At 61.5% G+C, this 13,914-nt stretch carries 13 protein-coding genes; 5 read left to right on the forward strand and 8 right to left on the reverse strand.

The genetic code is table 11. The features are described from left to right. Positions 1-52: 52 nt before the first annotated feature. Positions 53-547, reverse strand: coding sequence for a nucleoside deaminase (locus MQW23_RS18070; RefSeq protein ID WP_252109614.1), 495 nt, complete (start codon positions 545-547; stop codon positions 53-55). 254 nt (positions 548-801) lie between these two features. Between MQW23_RS18070 and MQW23_RS18075 the strand changes: the two genes are divergently transcribed. After that, positions 802-1,293 (forward strand): nucleoside deaminase, encoded by a 492-nt coding sequence (locus MQW23_RS18075; RefSeq protein ID WP_252109615.1) that lies wholly within the window; start codon positions 802-804, stop codon positions 1,291-1,293. 81 nt (positions 1,294-1,374) lie between these two features. On the opposite strand, the gene MQW23_RS18080 is transcribed toward MQW23_RS18075, so the two are convergent. The 5 genes from MQW23_RS18080 to MQW23_RS18100 form a co-directional block, all read right to left on the reverse strand. Next, a complete protein-coding gene (locus tag MQW23_RS18080) occupies positions 1,375-1,701 on the reverse strand; it encodes a hypothetical protein (RefSeq protein ID WP_252109616.1) in 327 nt (108 codons plus the stop codon). 209 nt (positions 1,702-1,910) lie between these two features. Continuing rightward, positions 1,911-4,757 (reverse strand): valine--tRNA ligase, encoded by a 2,847-nt coding sequence (locus tag MQW23_RS18085; RefSeq protein ID WP_252109617.1) that lies wholly within the window; start codon positions 4,755-4,757, stop codon positions 1,911-1,913. Between the two features lie 119 nt (positions 4,758-4,876). Further along, complete coding sequence (locus MQW23_RS18090; RefSeq protein ID WP_252109618.1) at positions 4,877-5,308, reverse strand: DNA polymerase III subunit chi; 432 nt, start codon at positions 5,306-5,308, stop codon at positions 4,877-4,879. Between the two features lie 66 nt (positions 5,309-5,374). After that, entirely contained in the window at positions 5,375-6,487 is a 1,113-nt protein-coding gene (locus tag MQW23_RS18095; protein ID WP_252109619.1) for a branched-chain amino acid aminotransferase, read from the reverse strand. A 138-nt stretch (positions 6,488-6,625) separates the two neighbouring features. Beyond that, the gene (locus MQW23_RS18100) at positions 6,626-8,143 is read right to left on the reverse strand and encodes a leucyl aminopeptidase (RefSeq protein WP_252109620.1); all 1,518 of its coding nucleotides are present in this window, start codon (positions 8,141-8,143) and stop codon (positions 6,626-6,628) included. A 135-nt stretch (positions 8,144-8,278) separates the two neighbouring features. On the opposite strand from MQW23_RS18100, the gene lptF reads away from it, so the two are divergent. The 4 genes from lptF to bfr all read left to right on the forward strand — a co-directional run bounded on the left by lptF (position 8,279) and on the right by bfr (position 11,525). Beyond that, complete coding sequence (lptF, locus tag MQW23_RS18105; RefSeq protein WP_252109680.1) at positions 8,279-9,355, forward strand: LPS export ABC transporter permease LptF; 1,077 nt, start codon at positions 8,279-8,281, stop codon at positions 9,353-9,355. Next, the gene (lptG, locus tag MQW23_RS18110) at positions 9,355-10,434 is read left to right on the forward strand and encodes an LPS export ABC transporter permease LptG (protein ID WP_252109621.1); all 1,080 of its coding nucleotides are present in this window, start codon (positions 9,355-9,357) and stop codon (positions 10,432-10,434) included. Before lptF ends, lptG begins: the two co-directional genes overlap by 1 nt. Positions 10,435-10,642: 208 nt before the next feature. Next, positions 10,643-10,849 (forward strand): (2Fe-2S)-binding protein, encoded by a 207-nt coding sequence (locus MQW23_RS18115; RefSeq protein ID WP_252109622.1) that lies wholly within the window; start codon positions 10,643-10,645, stop codon positions 10,847-10,849. Positions 10,850-11,039: 190 nt separating this feature from the next. Then, positions 11,040-11,525 (forward strand): bacterioferritin, encoded by a 486-nt coding sequence (gene bfr, locus MQW23_RS18120; protein WP_252109623.1) that lies wholly within the window; start codon positions 11,040-11,042, stop codon positions 11,523-11,525. 106 nt (positions 11,526-11,631) lie between these two features. Here the strand turns inward: bfr and MQW23_RS18125 are convergent, their stop codons facing one another. Together MQW23_RS18125 and sodC are read right to left on the reverse strand one after the other, a co-directional pair. Beyond that, on the reverse strand, positions 11,632-13,101 hold the full coding sequence (locus tag MQW23_RS18125) for a carbon starvation CstA family protein (protein ID WP_252109624.1): 1,470 nt from the start codon (positions 13,099-13,101) through the stop codon (positions 11,632-11,634). A gap of 209 nt (positions 13,102-13,310) precedes the next feature. After that, the gene (sodC, locus tag MQW23_RS18130; RefSeq protein WP_252109625.1) at positions 13,311-13,868 is read right to left on the reverse strand and encodes a superoxide dismutase [Cu-Zn] SodC; all 558 of its coding nucleotides are present in this window, start codon (positions 13,866-13,868) and stop codon (positions 13,311-13,313) included. Positions 13,869-13,914: the final 46 nt, after the last annotated feature.

Raw genomic sequence — 13,914 nt, forward strand, 5'->3', positions numbered from 1 at the left:
GCTAATTTTTGAGTCGCCATGCTCGAAAAGGCAAGCCTCTTTTCAGGTGCCGCTAATCGCTCATCGATGAAGCCACACCCCGATACCGACAGTGCAGCTTATACACCGCCCGAGCCAGCGCCTCATCCGGCCCGCTGACCGAAACCTTTGGAGCTACCTGATCGATGGTCAGCGGCGCCACCGGCGGACTTTCGAGCCCCCATTCTTTGTGCCAGGCAGCAAGCTGTTTGGAAGAGCTGGCGTAGACAATAGGGCCAAGGCCGGCCCAGGCGTGGGCGGCAGCGCACATGGGGCAGTGCTCACCGGAGGTGAACACCGTGGCCGTGCGCCGCGTTTCAGCGTCCAGATGCTGCGCTGCCCAGCGGGCGAGCTCGAATTCCGGGTGCTGGGTGGCGTCAACGCTGTTGATTCGGTTTCGGGCTTCGCGCAGCACAACGCCCTGCGCATCGGCGAGCACCGAGCCGAAGGGCTCGTCGCCGGCCTCAAAGGCCTGCTCGGCGAGGGCGACGGCGCGCTGGAGTAACTGATGGCGCTGGGTGGTATTCATGAAAAGCTCCTGTTTGAACGGGCCATTAGGCCAAGCGTAGCACCTGCACGCCGCCTAGAGGCGAAGGTGTCGATTTCGACCCGCACGCCGAGATATTTCGACTATCTTTCATGTTCCACCGCGAGCCTGGTGTTGACCCTAAAGCCTTGCGGTGAAGGCTCCCAAAGCGCTTGGCCACACGTGGGCAAGGCCGGTGAGGAGCGGTTGGCGAACAGGACGTTTACCTCGATAGATCAAAAGGAATCGAAGACCTCATGACTCAGACACACACGCCCGAAATGCTTATCCAGCGTAGCGTCGAGCTGGCGCTGAACAACGTCGACGTAGGCGGAAAACCCTTTGCCTGCATCGTCGTGGATCGACAGTCCGGCGAGATCGTGCATGAAGCGACCAATCAGGTGTCGCAAAGCGGTGATCTCACCGCGCATGCCGAGATAACCGCCATCCGTGAGTTGGCCGCCAAGGGTCGAACCGATCTTAACGGGTGCGATGTCTATATTACCGCTTACCCGTGTCCCATGTGCCTTGGGGCGCTGTATTACGCGGCCCCGGAGCAGGTGTATTTTGCCGCCACGCGGGAGCAGGAAGGCGAGCATTACGAAGACGGCGGGCGCTACATGACGCTCGAAACGTTCTATGACGAGTTCGCCAAGCCCATTGCCCAACAGAATCTGTCTTTCACGCAGGTGAGCGTCAAGGACCCCACGGCGCCGTTTCGACTTTGGACTCATCGCCACAAGGGCTGAAAGCGTCAGTGGTCAGTCGCTTCTGGCCACTGTTGGTTGAAAGTGTTGCCCGGGTAACGAGGCGCTGTCCGGACGCTGTAACTAAGGAGAGGGCGGCTTGCGCCCTTTGCGTCGCCAAGTGGCGATGAGCGCTACAAGCAGGCAGGTCAGCGCCGGCGCCAGTACATCCAGTATCGAATCCAGGTGCCACCCTTTGTACACACCTTCGAACAGGCCCACCGGCTGGGTCTGGCCCCACTCCCAGCCGCGCGCAACGGCCAGCCGGTACTCGTGCTGAGCAATTTCGCGGCCCAGAAACACTGCCACGACTAGCGCCCCGGACACCCACAAGGTGACGCGAGGCAACAGCGCGAGCAGAAGCTGTATGCCGAGGCCGATCAGCACGTGTTCCAGGTGGCTCATGTTCATAAGACGACCGTTAACGGTTAGGCAGCCTTCAGGCATCAATGCGATCACGCAGTGAAAAGCATCGGGATGACATGAAGCGCCGGGATAAAGATGTTGAAAGCATCGCGTGCAATCGGTTCGCCTGATCCATGTGCCGGGCGGGCGCCGCGCGATACAAAAAAACCGGCTCCTGAAAGAGCCGGTTACTTGATGGAAGCGAACCTCAGGAGTTAAAGCGCTTCGATCTTGGCTTTCTGCTCTTGCAGCAGCGTTTTGGCCGACTGGAACTCGGCAAGCTTGGCGCGCTCTTTGTCGATGACCGCGGCCGGCGCCTTGGCGGTGAAGCCTTCGTTACCCAGCTTCTTCTCGACGCCGCCAATCAGCTTGTCCTGCTTCTCGATCTCTTTATTCAGGCGCGCAAGCTCCGCATCCTTGTCGATGAGATCCGCCATCGGCACCAGCACTTCCATATCGCCGACCAGTTGGGTGGCGGACAGCGGCGCCTCACTTGGATTTGCAAGCCAAGTCACGCTTTCGAGCTTGGCCAGTTTCGACAGGAACAGGCGGTTGTTGTCTAGGCGCTCGGCGTCTACTGGCTGGCCCTTGGTGAGCAGCACGTCCAGCGGCTTGCCCGGGGCGATGTTCATCTCGGCGCGGATGTTGCGCACGGCGATGATCACGCCTTTGAGCCACTCGATGTCGCGCCCGGCCTGCTCGTCGATGCGGCTCTCGTCCGCCTGCGGCCAGGCTTGGGTCATGATCGAGGCGTCACCGCCCGGATGACGGCCGGCCAAGGGCGCCACGCGCTGCCAGATCTCCTCGGAAATGTAGGGCATCATTGGATGCGCCAGGCGCAGGATGGTTTCGAGCACGCGCACCAGCGTACGGCGGGTGCCGCGTTTGGCCTCGAGCGTGGCACTTTCATCCCAGAGTACCGGTTTGGAAAGCTCCAGATACCAGTCGCAGTACTCGTTCCAGACGAACTCGTAAAGCGCTTGGGAGGCGTGGTCGAAACGATACTCGTCCATCGCTTTGGTGACCTGGGCCTCGGTCTTTTGCAGCTCGGAGATGATCCAGCGGTCCGCCAGCGAGAGCGTCACGGCTTCGTCACCGACGCCGCAGTCTTTGCCTTCGGCGTTCATCAGCACGTAGCGTGAGGCGTTCCACAGCTTGTTGCAGAAGTTGCGGTAGCCGTCCAGACGGTTCATGTCGAACTTGATGTCGCGCCCAGTAGTCGCCTGGGACAAAAACGTGAAGCGCAGCGCGTCGGTACCGTGGGGCTCGATGCCGTCCTTGAACTCGTCTTTCGTCGCCTTGGCGATCGCCTTGGCTTTTTGCGGTTGCATCATGTTGCCGGTGCGCTTTTCCAGCAGCGCGTTCAGGCTGATGCCGTCGATCAAATCGATCGGGTCGAGCACGTTGCCCTTGGATTTCGACATCTTCTGGCCCTGAGCGTCGCGCACCAGACCATGCACGTAGACGGTCTTGAAGGGCACTTCACCGGTGAACTTGAGCGTCATCATGATCATCCGGGCGACCCAGAAGAAGATGATATCGAAACCGGTCACCAGCACGCTGGTGGGGTGGAAGGTCTCGAGTTCCGGGGTCTTCTCCGGCCAGCCCAGCGTGCCGAAGGTCCAGAGGCCCGAGCTGAACCAGGTGTCCAGCACGTCCTCGTCCTGGGTCAGCGTGATATCGCCGCCCAGGCCGTGTTTCTCGCGAGCTTCCTCTTCGGTGCGCGCCACATAAACGTTGCCCTGCTCGTCGTACCAGGCGGGAATGCGGTGGCCCCACCAGAGCTGACGCGAGATGCACCAGTCCTGCAGGTCGCGCATCCAGGCGAAGTACATATTCTCGTAGTTCTTGGGCACGAACTGGATGTCGCCGTTCTCGACCGCCTCGATCGCGGGTTTGGCGAGCTGGTCGACGGCCACGAACCACTGGTCGGTCAGAAGCGGCTCGATGACATCGCCCGAGCGGTCGCCATAGGGCAGGGTGTTGTTGACGGCTTCGACCTCGACCAGCAGGCCGAGGGCGTCCATATCGGCGACGATCTGCTTGCGCGCCTCGAAACGATCCAGGCCTGCGTATTTGGCGGGCAGGGTGGCGTCTTCGTCCGGCTGGGGCTGGCCCTTGAGATCGAAGATCTCGGCGCGCTCCAGAATGGTCGCATCCTTGGAGAAGACGTTGATCAACAGATGGTTCTGGCGCTTGCCGACTTCGTAGTCGTTGAAGTCGTGGGCCGGCGTGATCTTGACGCAGCCCGAGCCTTTCTCCATGTCCGCGTGCTCGTCCGCGACGATCGGAATGCGCCGGCCCACTAGCGGAAGCTCGATGAACTGACCGATCAGCGACGCGTAGCGGGCGTCGTCCGGGTTCACCGCCACGCCGGTATCGCCTAAAAGCGTTTCCGGGCGGGTGGTAGCGACTACGATATAATCGTGGCCGTCGGCGGTTTGCACGCCGTCGGCCAGCGGGTAGCGGAAGTGCCAGAAGCTGCCCTGCTGCTCCTTATTCTCGACTTCCAGATCGGAGATCGCAGTGTGCAGCGTCGGGTCCCAGTTGACCAGGCGCTTGCCGCGATAGATGAGCTTCTCTTCATGCAGGCGCACGAAGACTTCCTGCACCGCCTTGTAGAAGCCGTCGTCCATAGTGAAGCGCTCGCGGGACCAATCGACGCTGGCGCCCATGCGGCGCAGCTGGCGGGTAATGTGACCGCCGGACTCCGCCTTCCACTCCCAGATCTTGTCGGTGAACGCCTCACGCCCAAGATCATGGCGCGTCTTACCCTCTTCCGCAGCGACCTTGCGCTCGACCAGCATCTGGGTCGCGATGCCCGCGTGGTCGGTGCCCACCTGCCAGAGCGTGTTGTTGCCCTGCATCCGCTTCCAGCGCGTCAGGGTGTCCATGATGGTGTCCTGGAACGCGTGGCCCATGTGCAGGCTGCCGGTCACGTTGGGTGGCGGAATCATGATGGAGAAAGGTGCGCCCTTACCCGATGGGGCAAAGCGGTTATCGGCTTCCCAGCGCTGGTACCAGCGGGTTTCGATCTGTTCGGGTTGGTAGGTCTTTTCCATGGAGCGACTCACAAACGATGCCTTCTCGAGCCACGCCCGAGGCAAGCATGAAATTCATAAAGGGAGCGAAAAATGGCGGCCAGTATAGCGCGATATGGGAGAGGGCGTCAGGCGTGGAGCTACCCGATCTTGTGTGGCACCACCTCATGGCCAAGCTCCTTGTAGCGCTGCCAGCAGGCGCGCTTGGCGATGAGCACCTGCTGGTGCTGGTTGATGATCTCCGCCACGCGGGTAAAGCGCTCGATACCCTCGGGAATATCCGAGTGAAGGTTCAAAAGCGCGGTCTCCTCGCGGGGGATGGGCAGCTCGCCAAAGCCGAGCGTGATGGGGACGCTCGCGGCCAGGTCGCTGCCTTCGATCGCGTGGGGCAGGTAGGCATCATCACGGAAGGTCCAGAGCGCCTCGTCGGCCTGTTCGGCGAGTGTCTGATCTTCGCAGTGCAGGTGCAGCCGGTAGCCCTTGCGGTGGATGGTGTCTGCCAGTTTGCAGGCAAAGGCGAGCCGCGCCTCCAGGGTGGTGTCCTGAAGAATGTAGAAGTCGATTCGCGCCATGGGGCTTCTGCCTTGCAAGGGTCGGTAGGAGTGAAGCGCCGCCGCGAGAGGCGGCGGCGGGAGAGGTTACACCAGTTGGGTCAGCCAGCCGTGCTTGTCGTCGCTGCGGCCATACTGAATGTCCAAAAGCGCCTTGCGGATGCGCATGGCCATCTCGGAGCCGCCGTCGCCCTGAACGCGGATGCGCTCGTGCTCGGTTACCAGCTCGCCCACCGGGGTGATGACCGCAGCGGTGCCGCAGGCGAACACCTCGGTGATCTCGCCGGACTCGGCGCCTTCGCGCCACTCGTCGATGCTGATGGGGCGCTCTTCCGGCGTCAGGCCCATGTCTTTAGCAAGCGTGAGTACCGAGTCGCGGGTCACGCCTTCTAGGATGGTGTCGGTCAGGCGCGGGGTGACCAGGCGGCCATCCTTGTAGACGAAGAACAGGTTCATGCCGCCAAGCTCTTCGAGCCACTTGCTCTCGGCGGCGTCCAGAAACGCGACCTGGCCGCAGCCGTGACTTTCAGCTTCCTTTTGCGCGGCAAGCGAGGCCGCGTAGTTGCCGCCGCACTTGGCAAAGCCGGTGCCGCCGGGAGCGGCGCGCTTGTAGGTAGACGACAGCCAGATCGACACCGGATTCACGCCGCCCTTGAAGTAGGAGGCCGCAGGCGATGCGATAACGTAGTAGTCGACCTCGTGGCTCGGGCGCACGCCAAGAAACGCCTCCGAGGCGATCATGAACGGGCGCAGGTACAGGCTGCACTCATCGGCGTCGCTTTGCGGCGTGGGCACCCAGGCGCTGTCCTGGGCGAGCAGCGCCTGAATCGAGCCGATGAAATCGTCGTTTGATAGCTCGGGCAGGGCCAGGCGGCGGGCACTACGGCGCATGCGCTCGGCGTTTTTCTCCGGGCGGAAGGTCCAGACCGAGCCATCTGCGTGGCGGTAGGCCTTGATGCCCTCGAAGATTTCCTGGCCGTAGTGCAGCACCGCGGCGGCCGGGTCCAGCGTTAGCGGACCGTAGGGGCGCACCTGGTGGCCGTGCCAGTCGGCGTCGACGGTCCAGCGGACGTGGGCCATATGGTCGGTAAAGTGGCGGCCGAACCCCGGGTTTTGAAGAATGCTTTCGCGAATATTCTCCGCCGTGGGCAGGTTGGACGGCAGGATTTCGAAACGATTGGCTGAACTGGCAGTGGGCACGGCGTGTAGTCTCCGCAAAATACCCCCGCAGGGGCTGACATTAAAAAGAGGGAAGGCGCCCGGGCTTGCGGGCGCCTTATGGCATTCAGGTTTAACGGTTGTGATCGCGAAAGGCAACCGTTAGGCGATCGAGCCGGGTTATTTCAGCCCGGTTTCGATCTGGGCATCGGTTTCGCGATCCAGCAGGTACTGGGTCAAAAGCCCGACCGGCCGACCGGTGGCGCCTTTCTGCTTGCCCGAGTGCCAGGCGGTGCCGGCGATATCCAGGTGCGCCCAGGGAAAGTGATCGGCAAAGCGCGAGAGAAAACACGCCGCGGTGATCGTCCCCGCCGGGCGCCCGCCGATGTTGGCCAGATCCGCGAAGTTGGAGTCGAGCTGCTCCTGGTACTCGTCCCAAAGCGGCAGATGCCAGGCGCGATCCCAAGCGCCTTCGCCGGCCTCCAATACGTCGAGGGCCAGGTCGTCGTCGTTGGATAAAAGCCCGGTGGCGTGGTGGCCCAAGGCAACGATGGCAGCCCCGGTGAGCGTGGCGATATCGATGACGCTGGCAGGCTGGAAGCGCTCGGCGTAGGTGAGCGCGTCGCACAGCACAAGGCGTCCTTCGGCGTCGGTGTTGAGCACTTCCACCGTCAGGCCCTTGAGCGTTTTGACGATGTCGCCGGGCTTGGTCGCCGCGCCGTCGGGCATGTTCTCGGCGGCGGCGATGATGAATACCGCGTTGATCTTCGGCTTGATCTCAAGCACCGCCTTGACGGTGCCGAACACGCCGGCCGCGCCGCCCATGTCGAACTTCATCTCGTCCATGCCCTCGCCGGGCTTGAGCGAAATGCCGCCGGTATCGAAGGTGATGCCCTTGCCAACCAGCACGTGCGGCGCCTCGTCGGCATCTTCGGCGCCCTGGTAGCGCATCACGATCAGCCGCGAGGGCTCAACGCTTCCCCGGCCGACGGAAAGCAGCGCGCCGGCGCCGAGCGCCTCTAGCGCCTCTTCGTCCAGAATCTCGACCGATAATGCGCCTTTGGAATCCCGCCCCAGGGTTTCGGCCTGCTCGGCCAGGTAGCGCGGTGTACAGACGTTGCCCGGCAGATTGCCCAGCGTGCGCGTGAAGTTGATGCCTTGGCCGATGGCCGTGCCGACCCGCGCGCCGTATTTGGCGCTTTCCACCTCGGCGCTGTCGGTGACGATCAGGTGAAGCGCGGTCAGCGTCGCTTTTGGTGCCGGCTGGGATTTGAACTGGTCGAAGCGATAAAGTGCGCGCTCGGCGGCTTCCAGCGTCTTGCGTGCCTTCCAGGCGGTGTCACGCTCGAGCACCACGTCGGTAAAGGCCACGCTTGCGTCATCGATGGGCAGCTTTACCAGCGCGGTCATGGCGGCGTCGAGCGCCTTGAGAAAGGCCGCTTCCTGGCATTTTTCGCGCGCGCCAAGGCCCACTAGCAAGAGCCGCTCGGCGCCCAGGCCCGGAGCGAAGGGAATTAGTTGAACGTTACCCAGAGCCGCATCGAAGTCGCCGCGTTCGAGGAGTTGACCGATCAGCCGCTCGCTCGCGTCGTCGAGTTTCGCCACACACGGCAGTAACTCGCTATCTTTATAGACGGGCAGCACCAGGCAGGCCGTCTCGGCTTTGGCGGGATTGGCCGTTTGAACGGAAAATTCCATGACGTCTCCAACAAGACAAGCATCGAGGGATTCGCGATAATACCGCGATCGTACGTCGCTATCGTACGCTGGATTAGTGTACCCAAGCCATGGGCTCATTGCATGGCAACCTTGCAGGACTGGCCGGAGAGCGCGTTGATTTTATTTCGGTACTTGACTCGTGAAGTGTTACTCACCATGTCGGCGGTCGCCGGCATTTTGCTGCTGGTCATCATGGGTAGCCGCTTTATTCGCTACTTCGCCGATGCCGCCGAAGGCGACTTCCCGGTCACCATTCTGGGCAGTTTGATGTTCTATCATCTGCCAGGCTTCATGGAGCTGATCCTGCCGCTGGCGTTCTTTCTCGGCATCCTGCTCGCCTACGGCCAGCTCTACATGAACAGCGAAATCACCGTGATGGTCGCCTGCGGCATGAGCCCCACGCGGCTTTTACGCGTGACGCTGTTGCCAGCGTCGATCGTGGCCATTCTGGTGGGGCTTTGCAGCCTATGGCTGACCCCGGCGGGTTCGCTTCTGACCGAGGCGACCATCGAAGAGCAGCAGAGCCGCCTCGACGTGTCTGTGCTGGCGCCGGGGCGCTTTCAATCCTTTGGTAGCGGGCGCACCGCCTATATCAGCGGCTTCAGCGATAACGGCAACCGTATGCAGGAAGTGCTGGTCCACGAGCAGGCCCAAGCCGAGGAGGGCACGCACAGCTACGTAACCCGGGCGCGCTCGGGGTATCAGGAAACCAGCGTCGACACCGGCAGCCGCTTTCTGGTGCTGGAAGAGGGCGAGCGCTACGGCGTCACTCCCGGCTTGCAGGCGGCGGAGCGGCTGGTGTTCGATCGCTACACGCTGCGCTTGGGCCTGAGTCGCGACCGCCAGGAGCTCGACTCGCTGGAGTTCGCCACGACGCCGGAGCTTTGGCGCGACCCCGCCCCCCGCGCCCAGGCGCAGTTTCAGTGGCGGGCCGGGCTTCCGCTAATGGTGTTCGTGCTGGCGCTTCTGGCCCAGCCGCTTTCTCAGGTCAATCCGCGCCAGGGGCGCTTTGCCAAGCTTTTACCCGCGGTCTTTTTGTACGTCGCCTATTTGAGCCTGCTGCTGGCCGCGGTGGACGCCATCGGCAGCCAAACGCTTGCCGCTGCGATCGGCGTGTGGCCCGTTCACGGGCTGTTCTTGCTTCTGGGGGGCCTTTTGATCTGGCGCTCGCAACGTAAAGGAATGCGCTAATGTTGAGTGCCTTGAACCCTTTCGATCGACTGGATCGCTACATTGCCCGCAACGTGTTGGGCGCCATCATCATCGTTCAGTTCGTGCTGCTCGGCCTCGATATCACGATCGCCTACATCGGGGATCTCGGCGACACCCAAGGCAACTACTCGGCGCTGGACGTATTGGTCTATCTGGGCATGCGCCTGCCCTGGCGGTTTTATCAGTACGCGCCGGTGGCAGTGCTCATCGGCGCGCTGATAGGGCTTGGCACCATGGCATCGAGCAACGAGCTAACCGTGATGCGCGCCGCTGGGCGCTCGCTGGGGCGCATTTTGTGGGGTGTGATGAAGCCGGTGCTGGTCGTGGTCGCGGTGGTGCTTTTGGTGGCCGAGTTCGTCAGCCCCCGCACCGAGCAGTTCGCCGACGCCTGGCGGCTGGAGCAGCGCCAGGGCGAGGGAACGCTGCTGCAAAGCCGCAGCGGCTGGCAGTTCGAAGGCGACAGCGTCTACCGCTTCGGCGCCATTCGTGCCGACGACGTGGTGCTCGATTTGACCCGCTACCGCTTTGAGGATCGCCGCCTGGTCGAGGCCACCCGTGCCGATCGCGCCAGCTGGGAGCAGGGCGCCTGGCAGCTCGAAGGCGTCAGTACCACGCGCATTTTCGAGGACCGTACCGAATCCGAGTATTTTGAACAAATGCCGTGGGAGACCGATCTGACCCCGACCCAGCTCGAACGCCTGTTGCGCGACATCGAAAGTCAGGCGCCCAGCGAGCTGTGGGCCTACGCCAATTTCCTGCAAAGCCAGGGCCAGAGCGCCGAGCAGCCGCTGCTTTACTTCTGGCAGAAGGTGCTGATGCCGCTCACCATGGGCTCGCTGGTGCTGATCGCCGCCTCCTTCGTGTTCGGCCCGCTGCGCACCGTTGCCGCCGGCACGCGGGTGTTCTATGGCGTCGTGACGGGGCTGGTGTTCAAGTATGTGCAGGACCTGCTGGCGCCGGCTTCGAGCATTTTCGGCTTCTCGCCGGTGTGGGCGGTGCTGGTGCCGACGCTCGTGTGCGCCGTGGTCGGACTCTTCTTCCTGCGCCGTAACGGCTAGGACCCAACAATCCGCAATGGTCGGGCCGCTTTGAAGCGGCCCGGCTTTTTTTGCAATTTTTTTGGCCCTGCCAGAGTTTCTAACTTCCTGTATTAACGCCACTAAAACCGGGCCCGTTAAAAACTGCTGCTAAAGAGCATTGGGTGGCACTTGATAACTCCTATGCGAATCATTTACATTCACTTCATGCTTTTGTTGAGGTGATGTCATGTACGTATGTATGTGCAAGGGAGTGACCGACCACCAGATTCGCCGGGAAGTCAGCGACGGTGCGCGCAGCTGGCGCGACGTGCGTGAAGCCACCGGCTGCGCCACCCAGTGCGGCAAGTGCGCCTGCCTTGGAAAATCGATTACCCGTGAAGCGCTTCAAATAGAGCGTGAACAGGCCGATATGGGTCTCGCTTACGCCGTATGACGCGAATCACTATTGTTTGATTTGCCTTTAGCAAATGTTTGATTTGCTTGAATTTTTATTTGCCTCGTCTATACTCTCATTCAACTGGGAGTACGCCCTTTATGCCGCTGCTCCTTTACTGACGTAACTGCTTGATTGATCGAAAAACCTTTGACGACAAAAAAGCGGTTCAGCTAAATAAAGGTGATACATGAAAGGCGATCCCAAGGTCATCCAGCATCTCAACATCGCGCTCGGCAACGAGCTCGTTGCGATCAATCAGTACTTCCTGCACGCCAAAATGTACAAGGACTGGGGCCTCAAGGCGCTGGCCAAATGGGAGTACGATGAGTCCATCGAAGAGATGCAGCACGCCGACAAGATCATCGAGCGCATCCTGTTCCTGGAAGGCCTGCCCAACCTGCAAGACCTTGGCAAGCTGCACATCGGTGAAAACGTCAAGGAAATGCTCGAGTGCGATCTCAAGATCGAGCACGACGGCCGCAACGACTACATCGAAGCGATCACCTACTGTGAAAGCGTGAAGGACTACGTGACCCGCGACATGCTGCGTGATCTGCTGGCCGATGAAGAAGAGCACATCGACCACATCGAAACCGAGCTTAGCCTGATCGATAAAGTCGGTATCCAGAACTACATGCAGCGCCAGATGCAAATGGCCGGCGAAAACGAATAATCCTTCGCCCGCCCAATAAAAAACCCCGAACCTGGTTCGGGGTTTTTTTATGCCTAGCGAATGGGTGAGATTCGTGCCCCGGTGGCGATGTCACCGGGGCGGGGGGTTAACGCTCGCCAGAGACGAACCCGGCAAAGCCGTGGCTCGATTCGGGCACCGGCTCGTCCACCGTGAAGGTGGCGCGGCTCAGACGGCGTACGCGTTTCATGAACAGCGCGATGCATACCAGCGTGCCGAGCGCTGCCACGACGTAGCTAATCTGCAGCGGCAGGCCAAAACCGATCGGCGCGAAGGCGAGATAGGTAAAGGTCGCCATGGTCATGAACACGGCAGGAATCGCCGTGATCAGGTAGGGCTTGCGCGACAGCACCAGGTACATGGTGCCCACCCACAGCGCGATGACCGCGGTGGTCTGGTTCGCCCAGGAGAAGTAGCGCCACAAGAGCGTGAAGTCCATGTGGGTCAGCGCGTAGGAGATTGCGAACAGTGGCAGGGCGATCATCAAGCGCTTGGCGATCGGTTTTTGTCCGATTTTCAGGTAGTCGGCGATGATCATGCGCGCGCTGCGAAACGCGGTGTCGCCAGAGGTGATCGGCAGTACGATGACGCCCAGAATGGCCAGCGTGCCGCCCACGGCGCCCAACATGACGGTAGAGACTTCGCTCACGACCGCGGCCGGACCGCCGGCTGCCAGCACATCGGACAGCGACTGGTCACCGTAGAACAGGCTCATGGCGGCGGCGGCCCAGATCATCGCAATCACGCCTTCGGTAATCATCATGCCGTAGAAGATGCGACGGCCGCTGATTTCGTTCTCCGTGGTGCGCGAGATGATCGGCGTTTGGGTGGCGTGAAAGCCAGAGAGCGCGCCGCAGGAGATGGTCAAAAACAGCAGCGGGAAGATCGGTGCGCCGTCAGGGTGCATGTTCTGGAAGGAAAGCTCCGGAATCGGCGCGCCGGTGACGACCAGTCCGATGCCGATACCGGCGGCGCTGAAAAGCAGCAGCGCGCCGAAGTAGGGGTAGATGCGCCCGATCACCTTGTCGATCGGTAACAGCGTGGCGATCAGGTAGTAGGCGAAGATCGCCATCGTAATGCCGACCAGCGACATCGATGTCATGTTCGCCAAAAGCGTCGCCGGCGAGGTCACGAATACCGTACCGACCAGCAGCAGCAGTAGTAGGGCAAAACCGTTGACCACGTGCTTCATCGCCTTGCCGAGGAACTTGCCCGCCAGCTGCGGCAGGTGCGCGCCGTGGTTACGAATCGAGATCATGCCGGTCAGGTAGTCGTGTACCGCACCGGCAAAGATGCAGCCGACCACGATCCAGACGAACGCCACGGGGCCGTATAGAGCGCCCAAAATCGGGCCGAAGATCGGGCCTACCCCGGCAATATTGAGTAGCTGAATGAGCGAGTTGCGCGTGGGGTTCATCGGCACGTAGTCGATGTTGTCGCGCATGCTAAAGGCCGGTGTCGGACGCTTTCGGTCGGCGACGAACACCCGATCGACGAACTTACCGTAGGTGAAATACCCGACTATTAGCAGCAGTATCGATGCGATGAAAGTGATCATTGGGGTTACCCGGTGGTGGTCGGTGGCGAGGGGCAGATCGCGCGGGCGCTCGACCCGCGTGTCCAAACCCGCTGAATGTATCTGGTCGTGCGTGGATACGCTCTACGACTTTAGTTTCCCTTCGGGCAAATTGACCCTTTGAGTGCCCACAAAAAAACGGGCAGCCGTTGGGCTGCCCGTTTCATGCGCGCTTAGTGAGTCGTTTGGGGTCAGGAAGCGGCCGATGTGGTGCCGCACAGCATACGCGCGCCGCCGCCGCCCAGGTGCGGCTCGTCTTCATAGGTGTCGCCGCCTTCATGGATGATCAGAGCGCGGTCGGTCATGTCGTCCATGCTCAGGCGCGGTGCGAGTACCGGCAGGTTGGCTTCGCCGTCTTCGTTCACCGTCAGTACCGGCAGATCGCCCAAGTGGCCGTCACCGTAAGGGCCCTGGTGGGTGTCGGTGCCTTCCGGGTCGTAGTGGCCGCCGGCGCTCTGGGCGGCGGTCATTTCACCATCATCGTTTTCGGCAGGTTCACAGCTTGAATTCTGGTGCAGGTGGAAGCCATAAACGCCAGGCTCGAGCCCGGTGATGGACGGGGTGAGCATGACGCCGCCGAACTCGGAGCTTTCGATGGTCACGGTACCCATGGCGTCCTGAACGCCTTCAGCGGTGACTTCGTGCATGTTCACTTCGAGCGCGGCGTCCGCGTCGTTGGTCTGTGCCTGGGCGGTCGTTGCCAGCAAAAGCGCGGCGGCGATACCGGTCAAAGGGGTCGCTAAACGCATGTCGTTTCTCTCCTTTCCTGTTCCGTGGAAGCCCCCGAAGGGGGTT

The sequence above is a fragment of the Halomonas sp. S3-1-1 genome, assembly GCF_023757625.1.
GTDB lineage: Bacteria > Pseudomonadota > Gammaproteobacteria > Pseudomonadales > Halomonadaceae > Vreelandella.

Excerpts from the sequence above, each read along its gene's own strand:
- bfr (WP_252109623.1), top strand. The coding sequence starts at position 11,040 with ATGAAAGGCGATCCCAAGGTCATCCAGCATCTCAACATCGCGCTCGGC.
- MQW23_RS18075 (WP_252109615.1), top strand. The coding sequence starts at position 802 with ATGACTCAGACACACACGCCCGAAATGCTTATCCAGCGTAGCGTCGAG.
- MQW23_RS18085 (WP_252109617.1), bottom strand. The coding sequence starts at position 4,757 with ATGGAAAAGACCTACCAACCCGAACAGATCGAAACCCGCTGGTACCAG.
- MQW23_RS18115 (WP_252109622.1), top strand. The coding sequence starts at position 10,643 with ATGTACGTATGTATGTGCAAGGGAGTGACCGACCACCAGATTCGCCGG.
- MQW23_RS18100 (WP_252109620.1), bottom strand. The coding sequence starts at position 8,143 with ATGGAATTTTCCGTTCAAACGGCCAATCCCGCCAAAGCCGAGACGGCC.
- MQW23_RS18125 (WP_252109624.1), bottom strand. The coding sequence starts at position 13,101 with ATGATCACTTTCATCGCATCGATACTGCTGCTAATAGTCGGGTATTTC.
- MQW23_RS18080 (WP_252109616.1), bottom strand. The coding sequence starts at position 1,701 with ATGAACATGAGCCACCTGGAACACGTGCTGATCGGCCTCGGCATACAG.
- MQW23_RS18070 (WP_252109614.1), bottom strand. The coding sequence starts at position 547 with ATGAATACCACCCAGCGCCATCAGTTACTCCAGCGCGCCGTCGCCCTC.
- lptG (WP_252109621.1), top strand. The coding sequence starts at position 9,355 with ATGTTGAGTGCCTTGAACCCTTTCGATCGACTGGATCGCTACATTGCC.
- sodC (WP_252109625.1), bottom strand. The coding sequence starts at position 13,868 with ATGCGTTTAGCGACCCCTTTGACCGGTATCGCCGCCGCGCTTTTGCTG.
- MQW23_RS18090 (WP_252109618.1), bottom strand. The coding sequence starts at position 5,308 with ATGGCGCGAATCGACTTCTACATTCTTCAGGACACCACCCTGGAGGCG.